The organism is Chitinilyticum litopenaei DSM 21440 (assembly GCF_000428145.1).
Lineage (GTDB): Bacteria > Pseudomonadota > Gammaproteobacteria > Burkholderiales > Chitinibacteraceae > Chitinilyticum > Chitinilyticum litopenaei.
Genome location: NZ_ATZJ01000013.1, coordinates 53,739 through 76,621, shown reverse-complemented (window position 1 = coordinate 76,621; position 22,883 = coordinate 53,739). Strand labels below are relative to the sequence as shown.

26 protein-coding genes are annotated in these 22,883 nt (G+C 64.0%); 4 read left to right on the top strand and 22 right to left on the bottom strand.

The window, feature by feature from the left end; translation table 11 throughout:
* Positions 1–113 precede the first annotated feature (113 nt).
* From C515_RS20005 to C515_RS0107095, 3 genes are read right to left on the bottom strand one after another with little or no spacing between them, the layout of a single operon-like run.
* Positions 114–1,136 carry a COX15/CtaA family protein gene (locus tag C515_RS20005; protein WP_081686808.1) on the bottom strand — a complete coding sequence of 341 codons (1,023 nt, stop codon included), beginning with the start codon at positions 1,134–1,136 and terminating at the stop codon, positions 114–116.
* Complete coding sequence (locus C515_RS0107100) at positions 1,133–1,585, bottom strand: hypothetical protein (RefSeq protein ID WP_028454963.1); 453 nt, start codon at positions 1,583–1,585, stop codon at positions 1,133–1,135. The genes C515_RS20005 and C515_RS0107100 overlap by 4 nt, the downstream gene beginning before the upstream one ends.
* Positions 1,585–2,286, bottom strand: coding sequence for an SURF1 family cytochrome oxidase biogenesis protein (locus C515_RS0107095; protein ID WP_043648510.1), 702 nt, complete (start codon positions 2,284–2,286; stop codon positions 1,585–1,587). The genes C515_RS0107100 and C515_RS0107095 overlap by 1 nt, the downstream gene beginning before the upstream one ends.
* Between C515_RS0107095 and C515_RS24010 the strand changes: the two genes are divergently transcribed.
* Entirely contained in the window at positions 2,285–2,473 is a 189-nt protein-coding gene (locus tag C515_RS24010; protein ID WP_028454961.1) for a DUF2909 domain-containing protein, read from the top strand. The genes C515_RS0107095 and C515_RS24010 overlap by 2 nt on opposite strands.
* Positions 2,474–2,524: 51 nt before the next feature.
* Here C515_RS24010 and C515_RS0107085 read toward each other — a convergent pair whose 3' ends face one another.
* The 6 genes from C515_RS0107085 to coxB are packed head-to-tail and all read right to left on the bottom strand — an operon-like array spanning position 2,525 to position 6,980.
* Positions 2,525–3,391 (bottom strand): cytochrome c oxidase subunit 3, encoded by an 867-nt coding sequence (locus C515_RS0107085; protein ID WP_028454960.1) that lies wholly within the window; start codon positions 3,389–3,391, stop codon positions 2,525–2,527.
* 4 nt (positions 3,392–3,395) lie between these two features.
* Positions 3,396–3,623 carry a DUF2970 domain-containing protein gene (locus tag C515_RS24005; RefSeq protein WP_028454959.1) on the bottom strand — a complete coding sequence of 76 codons (228 nt, stop codon included), beginning with the start codon at positions 3,621–3,623 and terminating at the stop codon, positions 3,396–3,398.
* The gene (locus C515_RS22390) at positions 3,620–4,150 is read right to left on the bottom strand and encodes a cytochrome c oxidase assembly protein (protein WP_028454958.1); all 531 of its coding nucleotides are present in this window, start codon (positions 4,148–4,150) and stop codon (positions 3,620–3,622) included. The genes C515_RS24005 and C515_RS22390 overlap by 4 nt, the downstream gene beginning before the upstream one ends.
* A gap of 1 nt (position 4,151) precedes the next feature.
* Positions 4,152–4,250: a cytochrome oxidase small assembly protein gene (locus C515_RS24350; protein ID WP_211234002.1), complete on the bottom strand. Its 99-nt coding sequence runs from the start codon at positions 4,248–4,250 to the stop codon at positions 4,152–4,154.
* On the bottom strand, positions 4,243–5,862 hold the full coding sequence (gene ctaD / locus C515_RS0107065; protein ID WP_051304723.1) for a cytochrome c oxidase subunit I: 1,620 nt from the start codon (positions 5,860–5,862) through the stop codon (positions 4,243–4,245). Before ctaD ends, C515_RS24350 begins: the two co-directional genes overlap by 8 nt.
* An 11-nt stretch (positions 5,863–5,873) precedes the next feature.
* Positions 5,874–6,980, bottom strand: coding sequence for a cytochrome c oxidase subunit II (gene coxB, locus C515_RS19995; RefSeq protein WP_081686806.1), 1,107 nt, complete (start codon positions 6,978–6,980; stop codon positions 5,874–5,876).
* Positions 6,981–7,207: 227 nt separating this feature from the next.
* Here coxB and C515_RS0107055 point away from each other — a divergent pair, with 227 nt between their 5' ends.
* Positions 7,208–7,978 (top strand): DUF2189 domain-containing protein, encoded by a 771-nt coding sequence (locus tag C515_RS0107055; protein WP_028454956.1) that lies wholly within the window; start codon positions 7,208–7,210, stop codon positions 7,976–7,978.
* A 187-nt stretch (positions 7,979–8,165) separates the two neighbouring features.
* Here C515_RS0107055 and C515_RS0107050 read toward each other — a convergent pair whose 3' ends face one another.
* The 6 genes from C515_RS0107050 to C515_RS0107025 form a co-directional block, all read right to left on the bottom strand.
* On the bottom strand, positions 8,166–8,783 hold the full coding sequence (locus C515_RS0107050; protein WP_051304722.1) for a 3'-5' exonuclease: 618 nt from the start codon (positions 8,781–8,783) through the stop codon (positions 8,166–8,168).
* A gap of 226 nt (positions 8,784–9,009) precedes the next feature.
* Positions 9,010–9,246, bottom strand: coding sequence for a hypothetical protein (locus C515_RS0107045; RefSeq protein ID WP_028454954.1), 237 nt, complete (start codon positions 9,244–9,246; stop codon positions 9,010–9,012).
* 62 nt (positions 9,247–9,308) lie between these two features.
* Positions 9,309–10,583 carry a dihydroorotase gene (locus C515_RS0107040; RefSeq protein ID WP_028454953.1) on the bottom strand — a complete coding sequence of 425 codons (1,275 nt, stop codon included), beginning with the start codon at positions 10,581–10,583 and terminating at the stop codon, positions 9,309–9,311.
* Positions 10,580–11,545, bottom strand: a complete 966-nt coding sequence (locus C515_RS0107035) for an aspartate carbamoyltransferase catalytic subunit (protein ID WP_028454952.1) — start codon at positions 11,543–11,545, stop codon at positions 10,580–10,582. Before C515_RS0107035 ends, C515_RS0107040 begins: the two co-directional genes overlap by 4 nt.
* Positions 11,538–12,005 (bottom strand): Holliday junction resolvase RuvX, encoded by a 468-nt coding sequence (ruvX, locus tag C515_RS19990; protein ID WP_043648508.1) that lies wholly within the window; start codon positions 12,003–12,005, stop codon positions 11,538–11,540. Before ruvX ends, C515_RS0107035 begins: the two co-directional genes overlap by 8 nt.
* 75 nt (positions 12,006–12,080) lie before the next feature.
* Positions 12,081–12,650, bottom strand: a complete 570-nt coding sequence (locus tag C515_RS0107025) for a YqgE/AlgH family protein (RefSeq protein WP_211234001.1) — start codon at positions 12,648–12,650, stop codon at positions 12,081–12,083.
* Between the two features lie 93 nt (positions 12,651–12,743).
* On the opposite strand from C515_RS0107025, the gene C515_RS0107020 reads away from it, so the two are divergent.
* Positions 12,744–14,159 carry a cryptochrome/photolyase family protein gene (locus tag C515_RS0107020; protein WP_028454950.1) on the top strand — a complete coding sequence of 472 codons (1,416 nt, stop codon included), beginning with the start codon at positions 12,744–12,746 and terminating at the stop codon, positions 14,157–14,159.
* Positions 14,160–14,369: 210 nt separating this feature from the next.
* Here the strand turns inward: C515_RS0107020 and C515_RS19985 are convergent, their stop codons facing one another.
* Positions 14,370–15,674: a GGDEF domain-containing protein gene (locus tag C515_RS19985; RefSeq protein WP_051304721.1), complete on the bottom strand. Its 1,305-nt coding sequence runs from the start codon at positions 15,672–15,674 to the stop codon at positions 14,370–14,372.
* A 311-nt stretch (positions 15,675–15,985) separates the two neighbouring features.
* Between C515_RS19985 and C515_RS0107010 the strand changes: the two genes are divergently transcribed.
* Positions 15,986–17,293, top strand: a complete 1,308-nt coding sequence (locus C515_RS0107010; protein ID WP_028454949.1) for an MFS transporter — start codon at positions 15,986–15,988, stop codon at positions 17,291–17,293.
* 179 nt (positions 17,294–17,472) lie between these two features.
* Here C515_RS0107010 and lipA read toward each other — a convergent pair whose 3' ends face one another.
* The 6 genes from lipA to C515_RS0106980 all read right to left on the bottom strand — a co-directional run bounded on the left by lipA (position 17,473) and on the right by C515_RS0106980 (position 22,858).
* A complete protein-coding gene (gene lipA / locus C515_RS0107005) occupies positions 17,473–18,444 on the bottom strand; it encodes a lipoyl synthase (RefSeq protein WP_028454948.1) in 972 nt (323 codons plus the stop codon).
* A gap of 94 nt (positions 18,445–18,538) precedes the next feature.
* Positions 18,539–19,186, bottom strand: coding sequence for a lipoyl(octanoyl) transferase LipB (lipB, locus tag C515_RS0107000; protein WP_211234004.1), 648 nt, complete (start codon positions 19,184–19,186; stop codon positions 18,539–18,541).
* 148 nt (positions 19,187–19,334) lie between these two features.
* On the bottom strand, positions 19,335–19,634 hold the full coding sequence (locus C515_RS19980; RefSeq protein ID WP_051304720.1) for a YbeD family protein: 300 nt from the start codon (positions 19,632–19,634) through the stop codon (positions 19,335–19,337).
* Complete coding sequence (locus C515_RS0106990) at positions 19,631–20,512, bottom strand: D-amino acid aminotransferase (protein WP_028454946.1); 882 nt, start codon at positions 20,510–20,512, stop codon at positions 19,631–19,633. Before C515_RS0106990 ends, C515_RS19980 begins: the two co-directional genes overlap by 4 nt.
* Positions 20,513–20,739: 227 nt before the next feature.
* Positions 20,740–21,879, bottom strand: a complete 1,140-nt coding sequence (locus C515_RS0106985; protein WP_144290384.1) for a D-alanyl-D-alanine carboxypeptidase family protein — start codon at positions 21,877–21,879, stop codon at positions 20,740–20,742.
* A 139-nt stretch (positions 21,880–22,018) separates the two neighbouring features.
* Positions 22,019–22,858: a PhzF family phenazine biosynthesis protein gene (locus tag C515_RS0106980; RefSeq protein ID WP_028454944.1), complete on the bottom strand. Its 840-nt coding sequence runs from the start codon at positions 22,856–22,858 to the stop codon at positions 22,019–22,021.
* Positions 22,859–22,883 lie beyond the last annotated feature (25 nt).

The following is a 22,883-nucleotide window of genomic DNA, read 5'->3' as shown; positions in this document are numbered from 1 at the left end:
GGCAAAGCCCGGCGCAAATCACTGCCTTCGAAATCAATGACTTATTTGTTTTTCATACATTTTTTACGGCGAAGCCGTAAAAAACGGGCCGCAGGCTGTTTTTCAACAGCCTGCTAGGCCTGCTCGGTAAGCGGTTTGCCCGAATCATGGCGGGCCGGTAGCCGACGATGCCGCGTGGCCTGCGGCAAGGGCGCCGCTGCCAAAACCAGCCAGGTGACGTAGGCCAGCAGCAGCGCCGCCATGCCGTTATGCAGCACGGCCAGTGTCAGCGGCAGGCCCAGTACGGCATTGGCGACACCCAGTGCAAGCTGCGCCAGCAGCAGGCCGGCCAGCAGCAGGGCATGGCGGCGCTGCCCGCCGGCCCACCACTGCCGGCATTGCCAGAAGGAGAGCAGCAGTACCAGCAAGGCGCCGGCGCGGTGCAGGATCTGGATGCCCATCAGCTGTGCCAGCGAAATCGGGCTGCCATCGGCATTCAGCCCCAGCGGGCGATCCGGGCGCAGCGCGGCGGCCAGCCCGTCCGGTGGCAGCAGCTGGCCGGCGCACAGCGGAAAGTCGGTGCAGGCCGGGCCGGCGTAATTGCTGGATACCCAGCCTCCCAGGGCAATCTGCAGCACCAGCGCCACCAGCAGCAGTCGGCCGCCACGCAGCATGGCGGGGCGTGGCGATGGCGGCAGTGCGGCCAGCCGCAGCGCCAGCCAGACCAGCAGGGCCAGCAGGCCCATGCCGCCCAGCAGGTGCAGCGTGACCACGGCGGGCATCAGTTTTTCTGTCACGGTCCACATGCCGAAGAGTGCCTGGACGATGACCAGCACCAGCGGTGCACAGAGCGCCGCGCGCTGGTCTGGCCATTGCCGCCAGCCCAGCAGGGTCAGCGCGAGGATGCCCAGGCCCAGCACGCCGGCGATATAGCGGTGCAGCATTTCCTTGAAGGCGCGTTCCGGATCGACCGGCTGGCCAAAATGCGCTTCGGCACGGCTGATTTCATGCTCTGCCCTGGGGAAGGTCAGGTGACCATAACAGCCTGGCCAATCCGGGCAACCCAGGCCGGCATCCGACAATCTTACCCAGGCGCCTACCATGATCAGCAGGCCGCACAAGAGGATCAGCCCCAGCAAGAGCTTGCGCAGCATCATGTCGGCCTCCTTGCGCCCAGTGCGGGATTGCGCCGCAGCACCTGGCCGATTTCGCGGATTACCCGGCCGCGTACGGTGGCGTCATCCAGCTGTGCCTGCGCGTAGAACAGCACCGCATTGCCGTGCGGGTCGACCAGTTGCAGGCCGGTGTCGAGCCGGCTGGCGCAGGCCTGCTCCAGCTGCAGCCGGCTGGCCTGCGGCGGCTGGGCGCGGCGGATGCGGTCGGCCTGGATGCTCAGGCCGGCCAGAGCCCGGCAATCAGCGCTCAGCGCCAGCAGGCGCCATTGGCCGGTGGCCGGCAGGGCCGGTGCAACCTGCAGGGTGCCCACGGTATGGGCGCCGGGTGGCGCCTGGCGCAGCTGCTGGTAGCTCCATTGCGCCAGTGCGAAGGGCAGCGCGGTCAGTCCAAACATGGCGAGTAGCGCCAAGCGGGATCGGTTCAGCGTCATCACCAGTTCTCCCTTGCCAGTTTGCGCCACAGCACAATGCCGCAGGCGCTCATCAGCCACCATGACAAGGCGTAACCCCAGTGCCGCCAGGCGGAGAGGGGGCTGCGCCAGAATGCCTCTTCCCGGCCGGCGGGGGCGAGCGCGACGGCATAGGCCGCCGGTGCCGGCAGCGTCTGCCAGCCTGGCCATTCTGCGTGGCGGGCCGGGTCGGGATTCTGCAGGCGTCGCCCTTGCAGCGGGGTCGGCCCCAGTTCGACAAAGCGTGGCCAGGGCTGGCTGACCGCCAGCAGCGCAGGCGCGGTCAAGACGGGCAGGGCGGGCAGGGCGGGCTGCGCCCGGGCGTCGGCCTGCCAGCCCAGATTGACGAGCACAATGACGCCGTCGGCCAGTTGCAGCGGGCACAGCATTTCATGGCCGGCCTGGCCGTGCCGGCTGCGCGGCCCCAGCTCGAGGCAGGCCGTGTCCAGCCAGCGGCCAGACAGCTGCAGTTGCTGGTGTTCAAGGGGTATGCCTCTGGACCATTTGACAGGATTGGCCTGCCCATCCATACCCAACTGGTATTTGCCAAGGCCGCGCCAGCTTTGCCAGACGCCGAGCAGCAGCGTCAGCAGGATGAGCAGCGCCATGGCGAGCAAGGCGCAGCGACGGCGCAGCGGACGCTGCCAGCGGCTGCTAGCATCAGGTGCAGGAGGATTTGCCATGAAACTGCTGCTGGTCATTGTGCTGATCGCCATTGTGCTGGTTCTGGCGCACGCCATGCTGCTGCTGGTACGCGGTGGCGCCGAACCGCAGAAACTGGCTCGCGCGCTGACCTTGCGCGTGGGCTTGTCATGCGGGCTTTTTGCCATGCTGGTCTGCGCGCGACTGCTGGGCTGGTGGCCCGGCTGAGCGTCGGCTGGCCGGCTGATCCTCGCGAACTCGCCTGCATCGCCGTTTTCCTCACAACCAGTACACCACGACAAACAGCAGCAGCCACACCACGTCGACAAAATGCCAGTACCAGGCGGCCGCCTCGAAGCCAAAATGCTGTTTCTCGCTGAAATGGCCCTGGCTGGCGCGCGCCAGCATCACGCAGAGCATCAGCGTTCCCACGAACACATGCAGGCCGTGAAAGCCGGTCAGCAGGTAGAAGGTCGCGCCGTAGGCGCCGGAGGCCAGCGTCAGGTTCAGGTCCAGAAAGCCGTGGTGGTATTCGTAGGCCTGCAGCGCCAGAAACAGCGCGGCAAGGTAGATCGTGGCGACCAGCCCGCAGATCAGTTGCAGGCGGCGTCCGCGCACCAGCCCCCAGTGCGCCCAGGTCAGCGTTGCACCCGAGGTGAGCAGGATGGCGGTATTGATGGCGGGGATGCCCAGCGCGCCCATCGGTGTGTAGCTGGTGCTGGTCGGCGCGCTGTTGCCCGGCCAGGCCGCCTGTGAATCCGGCCAGAGCAGCTGGCGGGTCAGCGTGTCGCCGCCCAGTTCGGGGATTGCGATGCTGCGCGCATAAAACAGCGCGCCGAAAAAGGCCGCGAAGAACATCACCTCCGAAAAGATGAACCAGCTCATTCCCCAGCGCAGCGACCAGTCAACCTGCTGGCCGTATTGCTGCTGCTGGCTTTCGCGGATCACATCGCCAAACCAGCCAAACAGCATCCAGAACAGGATGGCCAGCCCGCCGGCCAGGCTGTACCAGCCGGCCGCGACCTTGTTCACCGTAAGCGCCGCGCCAAGGGCAAAGAAGAACAAGGCGACGGCGCCGACGATGGGCCAGCGGGACGGCGAGGGCACGAAATAGGGAGCGTCATGGACGCCATGTTCAACATTCATCGCTTTACTCCTGCTGCGAAACTGCCGGGTTGCTGGCGATGGCGGCTTGCTGCTGTTCCTGCACCAGCCGGCTCGCCAGCGCCAGCAGGCCAATGATCAGTGCAGCCAGACAGGCCAGCGCCAGCAGCGCCATTCGCAGCGGCGACACGGGCTGCTGCGCCGCCTTGCGGCTTTGCACGCCAAAGAGCGCAGCCAGCGGAATCTGCAGGGCGCGCAGCCAGTCCGCTTTCATGGCGTGACTCCCGTGGCCGGACGCAGCTGATAGGCGAGTGTGGCCACGCCCAGTTCTTCCGGCAGCTCGCGACTCACCAGCAGGGCGACGGTGACTTCCTTGCGCTCGCCGGCAGCAAGGCGCATGCCGTTGAAGCAGAAACATTCGGTTTTTTGCAGCACGCCGGCAGCGCGTACCGGGGCGTAGCTGGGAATGGCGACGACATCCACGGCTTCGCTGCCGAAGTTTTCCAGCACGAAGTGGCCCTTGAGCAGTTCGCCGGCGCGCGTGATGACCACGGGCGTTGCCGTGCTGAAGCGCACATTCAGTCCCGGCGCCACACTGCTGTCGAACTCGACGCGCAGTGGCTGGCCGCTGCCGCTCAGACTGCTGCTGGCCCTGTCCAGCCCCAGCGCCTGACACAGCCGGTCGTAATTGGCGGCCAGCAGATAGCCAAAGCCCGTCATCAGCAGCGCCACGCCACCCAGCCACCAGGCCAGCCGGCGGTTGCGCTCCTGCAGCGTCAGTGCGGCGGCTTTCTCAATCATCTCAGCCTGCCCCCGTCAGCATTTGCCGCAGGATGATGGCGCAGAAAAACAGCAAGGCGACCAGTCCCAGCCACAGCGCGGTGCGCAGATTCCTATTCATGGCGGTTCTCCAGTGCCTGTGCGACCAGCCCGCGCCGCACGATGGCCTCGGAAGGCGGCTCATGCCAGGTATGGTGCGGCGCCGGGCTGGCGACTTGCCATTCCAGGGTATTCGCGCCATCCCAGGGGCAGGCCGACGCCTTGCCAACACCGCCGCGCACGCAATGCACGATGTTGTACACGAACAGCAGCTGGGCCAGCCCGAACAGCATGGAGCCCACGGTGGCCAGCGCATTGAAGTCGGTAAACTGCAGCGCGTAATCGGGGATGCGGCGCGGCATGCCGGCCAGGCCCAGGAAGTGCATGGGGAAGAAGGTGATGTTGAAGGCGATCATCGACCACCAGAAATGCAGCTTGCCGAGCTTCTCGCTGTACATGTAGCCCGTCCATTTCGGCAGCCAGTAATAGACCGCGCCAAACAGGCTGAACAGCGCACCCGCCACCAGCACGTAATGGAAGTGGGCAACGACGTAGTAGGTGTCGTGCATTTGCGTGTCGATCGGCGCGATCGACAGCACCAGGCCCGAAAAGCCGCCAACGGTGAACAGGCAGACAAAACCGATGGCAAACAGCATGGGGGTTTCAAAGCTCATGCTGCCCTCCCACATCGTGGCGATCCAGTTGAATACCTTTACCCCGGTCGGCACGGCGATCAGCATGGTCATGAACATGAAGAAGAGCTGCGCGGTGGCGGGCATGCCGACCGAAAACATGTGGTGCGCCCAGACGGTGAAGGACATGATGCCGATGGCGCAGGTCGCGTAGACCATCGACACATAGCCGAACAGCGGCTTGCGCGTGAAGGTCGGGATGATCTGGCTGACGATGCCGAAGGCCGGCAGCGCCATGATGTAGACCTCGGGATGGCCGAAGAACCAGAAGATGTGCTGGAACAGCACCGGGTCGCCGCCGCCGGCCGCCTTGAAGAAATGCGTGTCGAAGTGGCGGTCGGTCAAGAGCATGGTCACGGCCCCGGCGAGTACGGGCGCCACGGCGATCAGCAGGTAGGCGGTGATCAGCGAGGTCCAGGCAAACAGCGGCATTTTCAGCAGCGTCATGCCCGGCGCGCGCATGTTGAGCACGGTAACGACGATGTTGATCGAGCCCATGATCGAGCTGATGCCCAGCAGGTGGATGGCGAAAATGGCGAAATCCATGCCCATGCCGTCCTGCAGCGACAGCGGTGGGTAGAAGGTCCAGCCGGCCGCCGCTGCGCCGCCTGGCACGAACAGCGAAATCACCAGCAGCAGCGCCGCCGGCGGCAAGAGCCAGAAGCTCCAGTTGTTCATGCGGGCAAAGGCCATGTCCGGCGCGCCGATCATCAGCGGCAGCATCCAGTTCGCCAGCCCGGTGAAGGCCGGCATGATGGCGCCAAATACCATGATCACGCCATGCAGCGTGACCAGCTGGTTGTAGAACTCGGGCTGCCAGTACTGCAGGCCGGGCTGGAACAGTTCAAGGCGGATGCCCAGCGCCATGATGCCGCCGGTAAAGAACATCAGCCCGGCAAAGCACAGGTAGAGCGTGCCGATGTCCTTGTGGTTGGTGGCGTACAGCCAGCGCCGCCAGCCGCGCACGGTATCGTGGTCGCCGTGTGGATGTTCGTGCGTCATGCCTTCTCCTGTCATTGGCGGGCGGCCGCGACGGCCTTGGGCTGCAGTTCGTCACCGACCTTGTTGCCCAGCGCGTTGCGCTCGTAGGTCACGACCGCGGCGATGTCTTCGTTCGAAAGGCTGGGCCAGGCCGGCATGGCGTTCTTGCCCTTGAGCACGATGGCCAGATGGCCGGTGATCGGGCCGGTGGCGATTTTCGAGCCGGTCAGAGCGGGGAAGGGGCCCAGGCCTTTGCCGTTTTCCTGATGGCAGCTTGCGCAATTGTCCTTGTAGACCTTCTCGCCATGCTGCATCAGCTCGGCCCGCGTCCAGACGCGATTCGGGTCGCTGGCCACCTTTTGCTGTTCGGCCTGCTTCTGCGTGATCCAGCGGCTGAATTCGTCCTTGCTGACCACCTTGACCACCACTGGCATGAAGGCATGGTCACGCCCGCACAACTCGACGCACTGGCCGCGAAAGGTGCCGGTCTGCGTGGCGGTGAACCAGGTGTCGCGGATATAACCGGGAATGGCATCCTGCTTGACGGCAAAGGCCGGCACCCCCCAGGAGTGGATGACATCGTTGCTGGTGGTCAGGATACGTACCTTCGTATCGACCGGAACCACAAGCGGTTCATCGACTTCCAGTAGATACCTGGGTGAGCGCTGGATGGGCAGGCCATCGTAGTTGTTGATCTGCGTGCGTGGCGTGGCCAGCCGGCTCTTGAAGCCGACGCGGTGATCAAGGTAATCGTATTGCCACAGCCATTGCTGGCCGGTGACCTTGATCGTCAGCCCGGGATTGCGGGTGTCCTTCTGGGCCAGCACGACCTTGGCAACCGGCCAGGCCATGCCGATCAGGATCAGCAGTGGAATCAGCGTCCAGAGGATTTCGACGGTGGTGTTTTCGTGGAAATGCCGCGCTTCGTGCCCGAGCGAGCGGCGGTGGCGCAGGATGGCGTAGAACATCACGCCAAACACGAGCACAAAGATCGCCAGGATGATCCACATGATCCACGCATGCAGTGCGCCAACATCGCGGGCAATCGCGGTGACCGGTGGCTGGAAAGTCCATTCGGCAGCGTGCGCCGGCATGCTGGCCAACAGTGCGATCATCCAGCCCGGCCCTGTGTGCTTCATCCTTGCCCTCCCGCCCTGATGGTTCCGTGTCGTGCTGGCTTGCGGCCGGCAACAGCGTTGTTACACGCTAGGAAAGGAATCGGGCAATCGCAAGGCCTTGATCTGCCTGATGATTTTGCTGCGGCGCAGCAATGCCGCTGGTCGGATTGCGGACGGAACAAGTCGCCAGCATGGTCTAAAGCTACTGATAACGGTTCCCAATCCGTGGCCGATACAAGGAGGACAGCATGGACATGCACATGGACAATCTGGACCGGCACTTCACGCTGCCGGTCATCCGCAAGGTCGACGGCGGCAGGCCGCTGCAATGGCTGAAGTTGGGCTGGCAGGACATGATGCGCCACCCTGACGCCAGCCTCAGCTATGGCGCACTGGTGACCCTGGCGGGCTTTGGCCTGCTGGCGCTGGCCGCCGGCTATCCCTACCTGCTGACAACCTTCATAACCGGTTTCCTCCTGCTGGCGCCGCTGGCTGCAGCCGGCATTTACGAGCTGACCAGCGAGCGCGACGAGGGGCGGGAAACCTCCTTCATGCAATCACTGCGCGATCTGGCGCGCAACTTCGGCCAGCTGGCCTTTTTCGGTCTCTTGCTGGGGCTGATCGCCATTGCCTGGGAGCGCACGTCCGCCATCCTGTTCGCGCTGTTCTATGGCGGCGCGGGCATCAGTCTGGATGGCCTGCTTGCCACCTTCACCGGGGAGTATCTGGTCTTCACGCTGGTGTGGGCCGGCGCGGGCTTCGTTCTGGCCTGCGTGGTGTTCGCGCTGACCGCCGTGTCCATCCCGATGCTGGCCGACCGCGGGGTTGATGCGGTCACCGCCATGATGACCAGCCTGCGCGCGGTGGGCGACAACCTCGCGCCCATGGCCTTCTGGGCGGTCTTGCTGGTGGCGCTGACCGCCATCGGCTTTGCCACCTTCATGATCGGGCTGATCGTGATCTTTCCGTGGCTGGGGCATGCCACCTGGTATGCCTACAAGGATCTGGTCGAGAAGTAAGCCGGTGCGGCGAAACTGATAACGTCACGCCTAAATCCAAAACCTTCAACGCAGAGACGCAGAGGGCGCGGAGAAAACCGGGGTATTGCATGGCAGGCACTGAACCGGTTTTATTCTGCGTCTCTGCGTCTCTGCGTCTCTGCGTCTCTGCGTTGGGTTTTCCCTGCCCGCTCGTGCCAAAGCTGCTTCAGGCCCGCAAGGCTTGGTAAACCTGCAGCGGCACCCAGGCGTCGTTGCCGGCGTAGCTGAGTTGCGCATCGCTATACGGTAACTTCGCCCAGTTCGACGTCGTCACCTTTTTCGACTTGCGCAGATACTGGCCGAACACACGCGCTACGGCCTGTACGGCGCCGACGGTAATGCGCTTCTCGCTGGCAAACAGCGTCCCGGCGTCGAGCACGCTGGCGCAGCACACCCCCAGGCGCTCGCGCAGCCGCCGTACATCTTCCCCGGTCTCAAAACCCACCAGTGTGATTTGCCCCGATTCCAGCAGTGCTTTCAGCGCTTCGGGCAGGCTGTACTGCTGCACTGGAAACAGCCAGGCGTGCGTCGGACTGGCGAGTTGCAGCAGATGCGGGCCGTCGCTCTGCTGGCCGGGCTGGAAAGTCGGGCGCGATTCGGTGTCGAAGCCGATGATGGTATTGCTCTGCAGGTCGGCCAGCGCAGCGGCAAGTTGTTCGGCGTTTTCGACCAGTGTGATCTGCGCCAGCGGCAGGCCGGGATAAACCGGATAGGTTTTCAGCTCCTCGCGCGGAATCTGGCGGGAGTGGTGCTTGGGTATAGGCTTGGGATTATTGCTGGTCATGGCTTCTATAGATATACCCAGTCAGTGTGATGAGAAGGGTATGAGGCAGGCGAAGTTTCTGCATGCTGCGAAACCTTTTCCTGGTTAGGTAGCGGCCCCAGCAAAACCTCACTTGTCATTTCGGCAAAAGCCGGAATGCAGCAGAAATGTCTGTTCGGGCCGCGCTCTGGATACCAGCTTGTGCCGGCACGACAAGCTGCCGAGCTGATACTAATGCGGGGCCTGTTTATAGGGTCGAAGGATTCTTCTTCGTTTTTACTCTACGCACGATTTCTTTGCTGCATTTGAAAAACAGAACAAAACAAAAGCCGCCCATGAGCAATGCGCCAATATTGAAATTTGGGCTGGCAAACAGCTGAAACATGGCGCCAACTCCTGCGGCCAGACCAAACAGCGCAGCGATGAAGAGAATGAGTGAGGAGTTTTTGCGGACTTCGGAATCAGAGATGTTCTGCTTCTGCATGCGGATTTTCCAGATCGGGAGAAAAAAGCCCGGCACGCGGCCGGGCCTTGACCAGGGGGCGATCAGGCGCGATAGACGACCTTGCCCTTGACCAGCGTGTGGCGCACGCGGCCGACCACTTCGTGGTTGAGGAAGGGCGTGTTCTTGCCGCTGCTCTTGAGCGCCGCCGGCGTGACCTGCCAGGCCTCATCGGCATTGAAGATCACCAGGTCGGCGCGCTGGCCGATGGCCAGGCCCGCCTCGAAGCCCAGCGCCCTGGCCGGGGCCGTGCTGATGCGCGCCAGCGCAGCCGGCAGGCTGATGCCGTTGCGGCGCGCCCAGGCCAGCGTCAGCGGCAGCAGCAACTCCAGGCCGGTCGCGCCGCGTTCGGCCTGTGCGAAGGGCACCAGTTTGCCGTCATCGTCGACCGGTGCGTGATCCGAGCAGATGATGTCGATGGTGCCATCGTTCAGTGCCGCAACGATGGCATCACGGTCGGCAACCGCGCGCAGCGGCGGGTCGAAGCGGAATTGCGTGTCGAAGAAGCCGATGTCCACATCCGCCAGATGGATGTGGTTGATGTCCACGTCGCAGGTCAGCGGCAGGCCTTCCTGCTTGGCCGCGCGGATCATCGCGAGGCCGGCCGCACTGGAAATGCGCGCCAGATGCACACGGCAGCCCGTGGCCTTGACCAGCTGCAGGATCTGCGCGATGGCGATGGTTTCCGCAATGACCGGAATGCCGGTCAGGCCCAGGCGCGAGGCGTAGGGGCCATCGTGCGCCACGCCGTCGTTCACCAGGCTGGCTTCTTCCGGGCGCAGGCGCAGTTCGAAGCCGTAGTTGGCGGCGTACTGCATGGCGCGGTAGAGCACCTGCAGGTCGGCGATCGGCACATCACCCTGCGAGAACGCCACGCAGCCGGCGTCTTTCAGCAGCGCCATTTCGGTGATCTGCTTGCCCTTGAGCCCCACGGTCAGCGCGCCCACCGGGTAGACGCGGGCGAGGTTCAGCGTCTTGGAGCGCTGGCGCAGCATGGTCACCAGGCCTACCTCATCAAGCACCGGGTCGGTATCCGGCGGGCAGACCACGCTGGTCACGCCACCGGCCACCGCCGCGGCCATCTCGGACGCCAGCGTGGCCTTGTATTCATTGCCCGGTTCGCGCAGGCGCGCAGCAAAATCGACGAGGCCAGGGGCGACGATGAGGCCGCTGGCGTCGATGCTTTCTTCGGCCACAAAGCCCTGCGGCGCGCTGCCGACGCCGACGATCTTGCCATAGGCAATGAAGAGGTCGGCCTGTTGCTCGGTGCCGGCCAGCGGATCAACCAGGCGGCCGTTCTGGATGTGGATGTTTTTCATTGTTTCGCACTCCGCTGGTTGGCTGTCACGATGGAAAGCACCGCCATGCGCACGGCGATGCCAAAGGTCACCTGTGGCAGGATCACGGCTTGTTTGCCGTCAGCGACGACCGAATCGATTTCCACGCCGCGGTTCATCGGACCCGGGTGCATCACGATGGCATCGGGTTTGGCCAGCGCCAGTTTTTCCTCGGTAAGGCCGTAGTACTTGAAGAACTCCTGCGTGCTGGGCAGGTAGGCGCCGCTCATGCGCTCGTTCTGCAGGCGCAGCATCGCGACGACGTCCACATCCTTGAGACCTTCCGCCATGTCGTGGTAGACGTGCACGCCCAGTTGCTCGACGGCGGTCGGCAGCAGGGTTTTCGGCGCAATCACGCGGATTTCCGGGCAGCCCAGCGTCGAGAGGGCGTGAATCTGCGAGCGCGCCACGCGCGAGTGCAGGATGTCGCCGACAATCGCCACGCGCAGCTTGGTGAAGTCCTGCTTGTAGTGGCGGATGGTGAACATGTCGAGCATGGCCTGCGTCGGGTGGGCGTGCCGGCCGTCGCCGGCATTCACCACCGACACGCCCGGCTTCACGTGGCGGGCGATCAGGTGCGCCGCGCCCGATTCGGAATGGCGCACGACAAACAGGTTGGCGCCCATCGCTTCGAGGTTGTGGATGGTGTCGAGCAGCGTTTCGCCCTTGGCGGTGCTGGAGGCCTGGATGTTCAGGCTCGACACGTCGGCCGACAGGCGCTTGGCGGCGATCTCGAAGGTGGTGCGGGTGCGCGTCGAGTTCTCGAAAAACAGGTTGAAGACCGAGGTGCCGGCCAGATCGGTGAACTTCTGGTTCACCAGCTCGCCGTCTTTCACGAAATCGGCGGCACGGTCGAGAATCTGCGTGAGGATCTTGCGCGACAGACCTTCGGTGGTCAGCAGGTGGATCAGCTCGCCCTGCGCATTCAGTTGCGGGTTAATCATCGGAGTCTCCTGGCGCATCGTCGCTCCGGCTGGCCGGGTCGAGCGCGCTCTCGGGGGTATCAAAATAGGTTTGCAGGATCTGCATCGCGGCGACCTGGTCGAGCGCGGGTTTTTGCCTGCGGCCGCGCACGCCGATCTCGTTGAGGTGCTCGGTCGCAGCGGCCGACGACAGGCGTTCGTCAACCAGCAGCGTGCGTATCCCGAAGCGGCCCTGCAGTCGGCGCGCAAAACGCGTCGTTTGCTGCGTCATGGCCGTCGCGGTGCCATCCACATGCGTCGAGAGGCCGACGATCAGCAGCCCGGGCTGCCATTCCTTCAGCAGCGCGGCGATGCGCGCAAAGCGCGTGTCATTGTCGATGGCGGCAATGGTTTCCAGCGGGTGGGCAATGCCAAGCTCGGTGCTGCCGGTCGCCACGCCGATGCGGCTGGCGCCGAAATCAAAAGCCAGTACCGTGCTCATGCGGGAGTACCCGCTGGTGTATAGGCTTGCAGCCTTTTAAGGTGTTTGGCTGTAGCCATATACCCTTGATGTTGCTCAGGCATGGCCGGCTTCCTGCGAGAGCATCGAATAATCCACGCCCAGCAGCGCCAGCGCGGCATCGTAGCGCTCGGCGGCCGGCTTGCCGAAGATGATGCCCAGATCGGCTTTCACGGTCAGCCAGGAGTTCTGCACGATTTCGTTTTCCAGCTGCCCGGCTTCCCAGCCGGCATAGCCGAGCGTCACCAGCAGATGCTCGGGCCCGTCGCCTTCGCCGACCGCGAGCAGGATGTCCTTGGACGTCGAGAGGCCCAGCTCGTCCGAGACGGTGAGCATCGACTGCCATTCGCCCAGCGGCGAATGCAGCACGAAGCCGCGCTCGGTCTGCACCGGCCCGCCGAAATGCACGGGCAGATTGGCCACATCCGGGCGGTGCAGCTCGACATCGATCTGCTCGAAGAGCTGCGCTAGCGTCATGTCCAGCGGCTTGTTCACGATGATGCCCATCGCCCCCTTTTCGCTGTGCTCGCAGATGAAGGCCAGCGCACCCGAGAAAATCGGGTCGGCAAGGCTGGGCATCGCGATCAGGAAGTGGTGGGTGAGGTCCAGAGTCTGTGCTTTTTCCATGCGCGGGATTATGGCACAGAGCGGGCACGCGCTGCGATTCCCGGGGCGCCCATGGCATACTTGCCCGTCGATGTTAGCCTGCGCTGAAACCCTATGCCTGCCCCCGTTCTTGTCTGGCTGCGCCGCGATCTGCGGCTGCATGATCACGCGGCGCTCTACCACGCGCTGAAATCCGGTCAGCCGGTGATTCCGGTATTCGTGTTCGATACCGACATCCTTGCCGGCTTGCCTAAGGATGACCGCCGCGTCGAGTTCATCTGGGAAAGCCTGAAGCAGCTCAAAGCGGAGCTGCTGAAACACGGTGGCGATCTGGTGGTGCGCCATGGCCGCGCCTGCGAGCTGATTCCGCAACTGGCCGCCGAATTTGGCGCCAGCGCCGTCTACACCAACCACGATTACGAACCATCCGCGATATACCGTGACCAGTGTGTGACCAAAGCCCTTGCAGAAAAAGGGCTACAGCTGCATACCTTCAAGGATCAGGTGGTGTTCGAGCGCGCCGAGGTGCTGACCAAAACCGGCGGCATGTACTCGGTGTTCACGCCCTACAAGCGCGCCTGGCTGGCGCAACTGAACGATTTCTACCTCAGGCCCTATCCGGTGGCGCGCTACCTGCAGCAGCTGGCGCGGCTGCCGGCGCAGTATTTCCCCAGTCTCAAGGAGCTGGGCTTTGCGCGCAGCAATCTGGCCGGGCTGAACATGCCGGTGGGGCTCAAGGGCGGCGAGCAACTGTTTGCCGACTTCTGCCAGCGCATCGATCGCTACCACGAAGCGCGCGACTTTCCGGCGGTGAAGGGGCCGTCGTATTTGTCGGTGCACCTGCGCTTTGGCACGGTCAGCGTGCGCGAGCTGGCGGCCTATGCCTATCGCCACGGCGGCGCGGGCGCGGAAACCTGGCTGTCCGAGCTGATCTGGCGCGAGTTCTACATGCAGATCCTCTGGCACCGCCCCGAGGTGGTCGGGCATGCCTTCAAGCCCGAATACGACGCGCTGCCGTTTCCGAACCGCGAGGACTGGTTTGCCGCCTGGTGTGAGGGAAGGACAGGGTTTCCGATTGTCGACGCGGCGATGCGCCAGCTGAACCAGACCGGCTACATGCACAACCGCCTGCGCATGATCGTCGCCAGCTTTCTGGTGAAAGACCTGCTGATCGACTGGCGCTGGGGCGAGCGTTATTTTGCGGAAAAGCTGATCGACTTCGATCTGGCGGCAAACAACGGCGGCTGGCAGTGGGCGGCCTCGACCGGCTGCGATGCGCAACCGTATTTCCGCATCTTCAATCCGGTGAGCCAGTCGGAGAAATTCGACGGCGAGGGCAAGTTCATCAAGCGCTATTGCCCCGAGCTGGCCATGCTGCCGGCGAAAGTCATCCACGCGCCCTGGCTGGCGAAGCCGCTGGAACTGCAGGCCGCGGGCATCACGCTGGGTGTCGATTATCCGCTGCCCATCGTCGATCACGCGGTGCAACGCGAGGCGGCGCTGGCGCTGTTCAAGCGTTCGGCTGGCTGAGTGCTGCGGCCGCCGCCGGCAGCGGACTGCCTTGGAAAAAGGTTCTGTCTCAGAACCATGTTGTGTCACAGAAACATGAGAAACCACTTCGTCATACCGGCGAAAGCCGGTATCCAGAGTGCATTTTTAACCGGAACCACTTGATTCCGGCCTGCGCCGGAATGACGAATTCAAGACCACAACACGGTTTTGGTACATAGCCTAGAAAACCTAGCCTGGGATCGAGTCGGCTGCGCGGTATTGCCCTGCAGCCTTTTCTGCTGAATGGTTCTGGCCTGATGCCTCGTTGTGTGTCTCGGCAATGCGCAGCGCGGCTTCGCTGCCGCCAGCCAGGCTGCAGGCGCAGTTGCGCCCGCCTTCCTTGGCGGCATACATCGCCAGGTCGGCGCGGTGGTAGAGCTGTGCGAAGTCTTCGCCAGCCTTGCAATCGGTGGCGCCGATGCTCAGCGTGATGCCCGGCCCGTGCACGCGCGCCGTGCAGTTCGCCACGCTGGCGCGCAGCCGCGCCAGCACGGGCGGCAGTTGCGCGAGGCTGCAAGCCGGCAGGAGGATGGCGATTTCGTCGCCGCCCAGCCGCCCGGCCAGATCTGCTTCGCGCAGCACGGCGCGCACGCCTTCGCCCAGCGCACGGATCACCGCGTCGCCGGCCGGGTGGCCGCACTGGTCGTTGATCAGCTTGAATCGGTCGACATCGAAAAGCAGCAGGGTGAAGGGTTGCCGGGCGCTGCTGGCCAGCCTGGCCTGCAGGCGGGCTTCGAAACAATGCCGGTTCAGCAAGCCGCTGAGGCTGTCGATATTGGCGCGCACTTCCAGCTCGGCTTGGGCGTTGCGCAAGGCCAGTTCGGCGCGCGAGTGGATCAGGATCAGGTCGGTATTGCCGCGCACAATGCTGGCCAGCACGGTCAGCAGCAGGATCAGGCCAAGCAGCGGGTCCTCGAAAATCTGGCCGGGCTGACTGGCCAGCGGCAGGTGCTGCGCGGTGCGCAGCACCTGCACGACAAGGATGATCACCAGCAACAGCGCCATGATGCGCAGCGGCCGGCAATAGGGCGAGCTGCCGGCCACGCGCAGCAGCTGCGGCAGCAGCCACAGCAGCTGGCAGACCGAGGCGGAGGCCATCAGGGCAAAGCGCAGGTGGGGTGGCGCCTCGGCCAGCAGGGCCACCAGATTGGCCAGCACAAAGCTGCCGGCCAGCAGGGGGGCGACCCAGGCCGGGCCAAGCTGTTCGCGCGGAAAGAAGCGACGCAGGCCAAGTTCGTAAAGCAGCGGATTGCTCAGGAAGAGTGCATTGCCCAGCAGCACCAGCGGCGCTTGCAGGGCCGGCACGCTGCCGCGCAGCACCAGCAGGATATAGCCGCCGGCGATCACCAGCTCGGTGGCCACCCAGAAGCCAAAGCCCGGTCCGGTCTGACGGCTGCGCCAGACATACCAGAGCATGCCGCCAATGGCGAGATGGGCGACCGCGCCGAAGAGAATCAGCGCCGGCAATTGCTGGGCAGAAAACAGAGCAGTCATTGAAAGCAGTGGGTAAGAGTAGAGGTCGCAGTGTGGCAGCGATTCGGCGCAGACGCCAGTTGCCGTTGCCGCCCACCCAGGCTTGGACAAGCCGTGCCCGGTGTTGTTTTTCTGCCGGCCGACCAGCGGAGCATAGGCGGCCCGGGCAAGCGGCACGGTACAGTGTGGCCCTTGTTTTACAAGCTGTTCATGCGTGTTTCGCCCCAGCGTTCGCGGCCAGACCGTGAGCCTGAGCGCTTTACCGGCTGGCGCTGCTGCTGGCGCGAAACGATCGTGAGCAGGTGCTTTCCCACATTCCACAAGAGGCAGCCATGGCCCATTCCGAGATCGACGCGCATCGCCCGCTCAACCGCCAGGACTACCGCACGCTGGGGCTTTCCGCCCTTGGCGGCGCGCTGGAGTTCTACGACTTCATCATCTTCGTGTTCTTTGCCGCCCTGCTTGGCAAACTCTTCTTCCCGCCCGACATGCCGGACTGGCTGCGCCAGGTGCAGACCTTCGGCATTTTCGCCGCGGGCTATCTTGCCCGCCCGCTGGGCGGCATCATCATGGCGCACCTGGGCGACCTGTTCGGCCGCAAGCGCATGTTCACGCTGAGCATTTTCCTGATGGCCGTGCCGACGCTGGCCATGGGCCTCTTGCCCACCTATGCGCAGATCGGCATCTGGGCGCCGCTGCTGCTCTTGCTGATGCGCGTGCTGCAGGGGGCGGCCATCGGCGGCGAAGTGCCGGGCGCCTGGGTGTTCGTGTCCGAGCATGTGCCGCAGCGCCATGTTGGCCTGGCCTGCGGCACGCTGACCGCCGGGCTGACCGCCGGCATCCTGCTGGGCTCGCTGGTGGCCACCGCGATCAATCGCGGCTTCGAGCCGGCGGTGCTGGCCGACTGGGGCTGGCGCGTGCCCTTCCTGATCGGCGGCGTCTTTGGCTTTGTTGCCATGCTGCTGCGGCGCTGGTTGCACGAAACGCCAGTCTTCGCCGAAATGCAGGCCAGAAAGGCGCTGGCTGCCGAAATGCCGCTCAAGAGCGTGCTGCGCGGCCACAAGCAGGGCATCGTGCTGTCGATGCTGATGACCTGGCTGCTGTCGGCGGCGATTGTGGTTGTCATCCTGATGACGCCCTCGCTGCTGCAAAAACAGTACGGGCTGGCGCCGGCGGTGACGCTGCAGGCCAACAGTCTGGCCATCGTCGCGCTGACCATCGCCTGCGTGCTGGCCGGCTGGACCATCGATCGCATCGGCGCCGGGCTCACCTTCATTACCGGCTCCTTCCTGCTGGGCGTGTGCACCTACCTGTTCTACACCGGCGTGGCCGCCGACGCCTCACAGTTGTATTTGCTGTACGCGCTGGCCGGTTTCAGTGTCGGCATTGTCGGCGCCGTGCCCTATGTGATGATCTGCGCCTTTCCACCGGCCGTGCGCTTTTCGGGGCTGTCCTTCTCTTACAACGTCGCCTACGCCATCACCGGCGGGCTGACCCCGGTGCTGGTCACGGGCTGGCTGAAGGACAACCCGCTCGCGCCGGCGCATTACGTGATGGCGCTGAGCGTGCTGGGCGTGCTGCTGGGAATCTGGCTCTTGAAGCTGCGCCCGCGCCCGGTGCACGCGCTGCAAGCGGCGTAAGGCGCCAAGCCCGGCGAAGGTCGTAACTTATGCGTAGCCGGGCCGGGCTGGTGGCCCGTGGTGCTGTCGGACTCTTGTTCGACATTGCCTGGGCCGTACCGCAATACATGTAAAAACAAAGGGCGCCTTCGGGCGCCCTTTGTCGTGCTGCATAAACGGTGAGGATCAGACGTTGAGGATCAGATCGTCACGCCCGCACCATGCGCCTGCTGGTCGGCGAAATAGCTCGAGCGCACCATCGCGCCCACGGCCGCGTGCAGGAAGCCCATTTCATAGGCCAGGGTTTCCCATTCCTTGAATTTGTCCGGATGCACGTAGCGCAGCACCGGCAGGTGGCCGTTGGACGGCTGCAGGTACTGGCCGATGGTCAGCATGTCGATGTCGTGCTCGCGCATGTCGCGCATGACCTGCACGACTTCCTCGTCGGTTTCGCCAAGGCCTACCATGATGCCGGACTTGGTCTTCACGTGCGGGTACATGGCCTTGAAGTCTTTCAGCAGCTTCAGCGAATGCAGGTAATCGGAACCCGGGCGGGCCTGCAGGTACAGGCGCGGCGCGGTTTCCAGATTGTGGTTCATCACGTCGGGCAGCGCGTTGCCAAAGAGCTCCAGCGCGATCTCCAGGCGGCCGCGGAAGTCCGGCACCAGCACTTCGATCTGGGTCTTGGGCGACAGCTCGCGGATTTTCGTAATGCACTCGACAAAGTGCTGGGCGCCGCCGTCGCGCAGGTCGTCACGGTCGACCGAGGTCACCACGACGTAATTGAGCTTGAGCGCGGCAACCGTCTCGCCGAGGTTCTGCGGCTCGTTTTCATCCAGTGGGTTGGGGCGGCCGTGGCCGACATCGCAGAAGGGGCAGCGGCGCGTGCAGATGTCGCCCATGATCATGAAGGTCGCCGTGCCCTTGCCGAAGCACTCGCCGATATTGGGACAGGTGGCTTCCTCGCAGACGGTGTGCAGCTTTTGCGAGCGCAGGATTTCCTTGATCTCGTAGAAGCGGCTGCCGGAAGTGGGCGCCTGCACGCGGATCCAGTCCGGCTTTTTCAGCTTTTCGTCCAGCGGAACGATCTTGATCGGAATGCGCGCGGTTTTCGCCTCGCCCTTGTGCTTGACGCCGGCGGCATTCGATGGGGTTTTGCTGTCGTTGCTCATGCTTTTGAAAACCTCAACGCAGAGGCGCAGAGACGCGGAGGAAAAGCAGAGCTGGGTGTGCTCTGCGGCTCTGCGTCTCTGCGTTGAAAAAAGGTCAAATCGTCACTGCGGTGCGCGTGGCGATTTGTTGAGTAATTTTGTCGGCCATTTTAGCGGCAAGCGACGCCGGTGTCTCGGCTACGCCGAAATCGGCCATCTGCGTGACCGCCAGCCCCTGGTAGCCGCAGGGGTTGATGTAGTGAAAGGGCGTGAGGTCGAGGTCGACGTTGAGCGCCAGGCCGTGATAGCAGCGGCCGTTGCGGATGCGCAGGCCCAGCGAGGCGATCTTGGCTTCCTCCGTCAGGCCTTCATCGCGGGCCAGTTGCACATACACGCCCGGCGCATCAACCTTGCCGTAGGCTTCGATGTTGTAGTCGGCCAGCAGGCCGATGACGGCGTTTTCCAGCATGCGCACGTACTCGCGCACGCCCAGCCCCAGGCGCTTGAGGTCCAGCAGCGTGTAGACGACCAGCTGGCCGGGGCCGTGATAGGTCACCTGCCCGCCGCGGTCGATCTGCACCACGGGAATGTCGCTGGGTATCAGGATGTGCTCGGCCTTGCCGGCCTGGCCCTGCGTGAACACCGGCGGGTGTTCGAGTGTCCAGATTTCATCGGGGGTATCCGCCTGGCGCCCAAGCGTGAATTCGGTCATGGCGGCAAGGGTTGCCGGGTATTCGACGAGGCCGAGGTGTTTGATTAGCAGGGGCATATAACGATGCAGAAAGCCTGTTTGCACCACAGAGGCACAGGGATCACAGAGGGTGAAACGGGATTTACAGCGTGTATGTAGTGCCCGATTTCATTCTCTCTGTGCCCCTCTGTGCCTCTGTGGTGAAAGGATTTTGGAGAGCTTACAGCACCAGCTTGACCAGCGGGTGTGCGCGCAGCGCGGCGTCGAGCTGGCGGAACTGGTCGGCGGTGTCGACGGTGACCGACAGCGTGGCCGAGTAGTAATTGCCCGAACTCGATTCGCGTATCGTAATCAGCTCGGCGTGAAAGCCGGGCACATGAACGATGGTCAGCTCCAGCAACGCGCTGTGGAATTCCTCGCGGCTGACGCCCTTGTGGCTGACGGCCTTGGCCGGGATCAGCGCCGGAAAGTCGAGCAGGTCTTCGAGTCTTGCCGATTCCGGCACGGTGGTCTTGGTCATGCAAAATCCTTGCCGGCACGCATTACGCCGGTTTTAAAGTCCTGATAATACTGGAAAATGCGCCGGTAGAGCGAGCCCGGCAGGCCCGATCCGATTGGCGCGTCGTCCAGTCGGGTGATGGCCAGCACCTCCTTGGTCGACGAGGTCAGCCAGACTTCGTCGGCGCCGCGCAATGCCGCTTCGCTGACGGGGGCCAGCTCGACGGCGATGCCGTGGGACTGCGCCAGCTCGATCACCACGTCGTAGGTAATTCCCGTCAGCATCTGCGTCGACGGCGGCGGGGCACGCAGCACACCATCCTTCACGATGAAAATATTGCTGGCCGCGCCTTCCATCAGCTGGCCGTCGCGGATCAGCACCGCCTCGGTGACGCCGGCCTCGACGGCGGCCTGCTTGGCCAGCACATTGGCCAGCAGCGAAATCGCCTTGATGTTGCAGCGCTGCCAGCGCAGATCGGGAATGGTGATGGCGGAAACGCCATTTTCAACCTGCTCGCGCGCCGGCGCCGGCAATTCGTCGGCAAACAGCAGCACGGTGGGGCTGACTTCGGCCGGGAAGGCGTGATTGCGCGGCCAGGCCGGCCCGCGCGTCACCTGCAGGTAAATCTGCTGGTCGGGGAAAATTTCCTCGTCGACCAGCCGGTTGATGATCTTGTGCCATTCGTGCCGCTCGTGCGGATCGGTGATGCCAATGGCGGCGAGATTGGCCGTGAGCCGGTCCAGATGCGCGTCGAGGCGGAACACGTGGCGGTTGTACACCGGAATCATCTCGTACACACCGTCGCCGAACAGGAAACCGCGATCCATCACCGACACGGTCAGCGAATCCAGCGGGGCAAAACGGCCGTTCAGGTAGGCATTGAAGGCAGGCAGCGTCATGGCGGGCTCCGGGCAGGGTGGACTGCTTTCAGTGTAGGAGAGTAAGGCGAGAGGGGGGCGCATGGGATGGCGGCTTGGTTCGTGTGAAATGGCTGCCCAACAAAAAGCCGTCGTGAGTTGACGGCTTTTGTTGGGTATCGGGTTGAAGCCAATGCTTTTAAAGGGCTTGGGTGATATGGCTTGGTGGGTATGCTGCACCTCACACCTCACACCTCACACCTCACACCTCAGTTGAACAGCGACTTGAACCACAGGCGGATGGCATCCCAGGCGCGGCCGAAGAAACCGGCTTCGGGCACATCGTTCAGGGCCACGGCGGGCAGTTCGGCCAGTGGCTTGCCATCCAGCGACACCTTGACGGTGCCGATCTGCTGGCCGGCGCGCAAGGGCGCGATCAGCGGCTGCTGGGTGTGCAGTTCCATCTTGAGCTTTTGCGTGTCGCCCTTGGGAACGGTCACATACTGGTCGGCAAGAAAGCCGATGCCGATGTGATCCTCGGCGCCTTTCCAGACTTCGATCTGGCTAATGGCCTGCCTGGCCGTGTAGATCTTCGGCGTTTCGAAGAATTGCGCACCCCAGTTCAGGAGCTTGGATGACTCGGTGGCGCGCACTTCCGGACCGCTGGTGCCGACCACGACCGAAATCAGCCGGCGGCCGTCGCGCTTGCTGGAGGCGACCAGATTGTAGCCGGCGGCTTCCGTGTGTCCGGTCTTCATGCCGTCGACATTGGGGTCGCGGTAGAGCAGCAGGTTGCGATTGGGCTGGTTGATGTTGTTGTAGCGGAATTCCTTGATCGAGTAGATCGGGTAGAACTCGGGGAAGTCCTTGATGATGGCCTGCGCGAGGATTTCCAGATCACGCACGGTCATGTAGTGGTTGGCGCCGGGCAGGCCCGTGCTGTTTTCAAAGTTCGAGCCGGTGAGCCCCAGCCGCTTGGCTTCCTTGTTCATCACCTGGGCAAAGACTTCCTCGCTGCCGGCGATGGCTTCGGCCAGCGTCACGCAGGCGTCGTTGCCGCTTTGCACGATCATGCCCTTGATCAGGTCGTCCACCGTGGCGGGCACCTTGGGGTCGAGGAACATGCGCGAACCTTCGGTCTTCCAGCCCTTTTCCGATACGGTGAGCTGCTGGTCGAGTTTCAGCTTGCCTTCCTTGATCGCCTTGAAGGTCACATAGGCCGTCATCAGCTTGGTCAGCGAGGCCGGCTCGATGCGGGTGTTTTCGTCCTTCGCGGTCAGCGTTTGCCCGCTTTGCGCGTCAACCAGCAGCCAGGCGCGGCCGGCAATGTCGGGCGGAGGGGGCGTGAAGGCCTGGGCGAGACCGGCGAGCAGGAGGGAGGCGGTAAGAAGCAGGCGACGCGGCATCATTGGCAACAACTCGGGCAGGGTGCAAGGGAAAGGCGCGGATTATACGTGCAGCAACCGACCCTGCCCACGCCAAACGGTTCCCTTGCTGCGGGCGCGGCGATGTGCTGGCGCCGCGCGTCGGCTTCAGGGTCGCAGCCGTTCAGGGCAGCAGCAGTTCGCCGCTGCCGACCTGCCTGACCTGGCCGCTGACCTGGATGCGCTGCCCGGCGTCGATGGCGAGCCCGATCAGCGCCTGCCTGTCCGTCAGATGCCCCTGGATGATGTTCGTGGCAAAGGGCAGACTTTGTCCTGCTTGCAGCAGCCACCCGCCCAGATTGGCGCAGGCCGAGCCGGTGCCGAAATCCTCGGCAAGCTGGCCCTGCTGCACCCACAGAAAGCGCGCCAGCCAGGCTGGTTCGGCCGGCGCCCAGCAGAAGGCCTGGTTGTGGCCCTGGCGATTGCGGCTCAGCTCGGCAAAACGCGGCAGGTCGGGTTTGAGTCGCGCCAGCAGGCCGGCATCGGCGAGCGGCACGATCAGCTGCTCGGTGCCGGTGTCGACGAACAGCGGGTCGCCGGCAAGATCGGCGCTGCTCAGTCCCAGCGCAGCGGCAAAGTCGGCGCGCGCGGGGCCGGGGCGCCAGGATGGCGGGTTTGCGGTCAGCGTGGCGCCAGCGTCGTCCAGCGTCACCGGAATGATGCCGGCCGGCAATTCGAGCGTGACGCGGCCATTGCAGTGCTTGAGCCGGTTGACGAGCCAGGCCGTGCCCAGCGTCGGGTGGCCGGCAAAGGGCATTTCGTATTCGGGGGTGAAGATGCGCACCCTGGCCGTGGCGCTGGCTGATGGCGTGACGAAGGTGGTTTCCGACAGGTTCAGCTGACGGGCGATGGCCTGCATGGTGCCGTCATCCAGCCCCCGCGCGTCGGGGAAGACTGCAAGCGGATTGCCGCTGAAGTGGCTGGGGGCAAAGACATTGAGCAGGTGGTATGAGCAGGCCGGCATGGGCTAGGCTCCAGAATGGATAAGG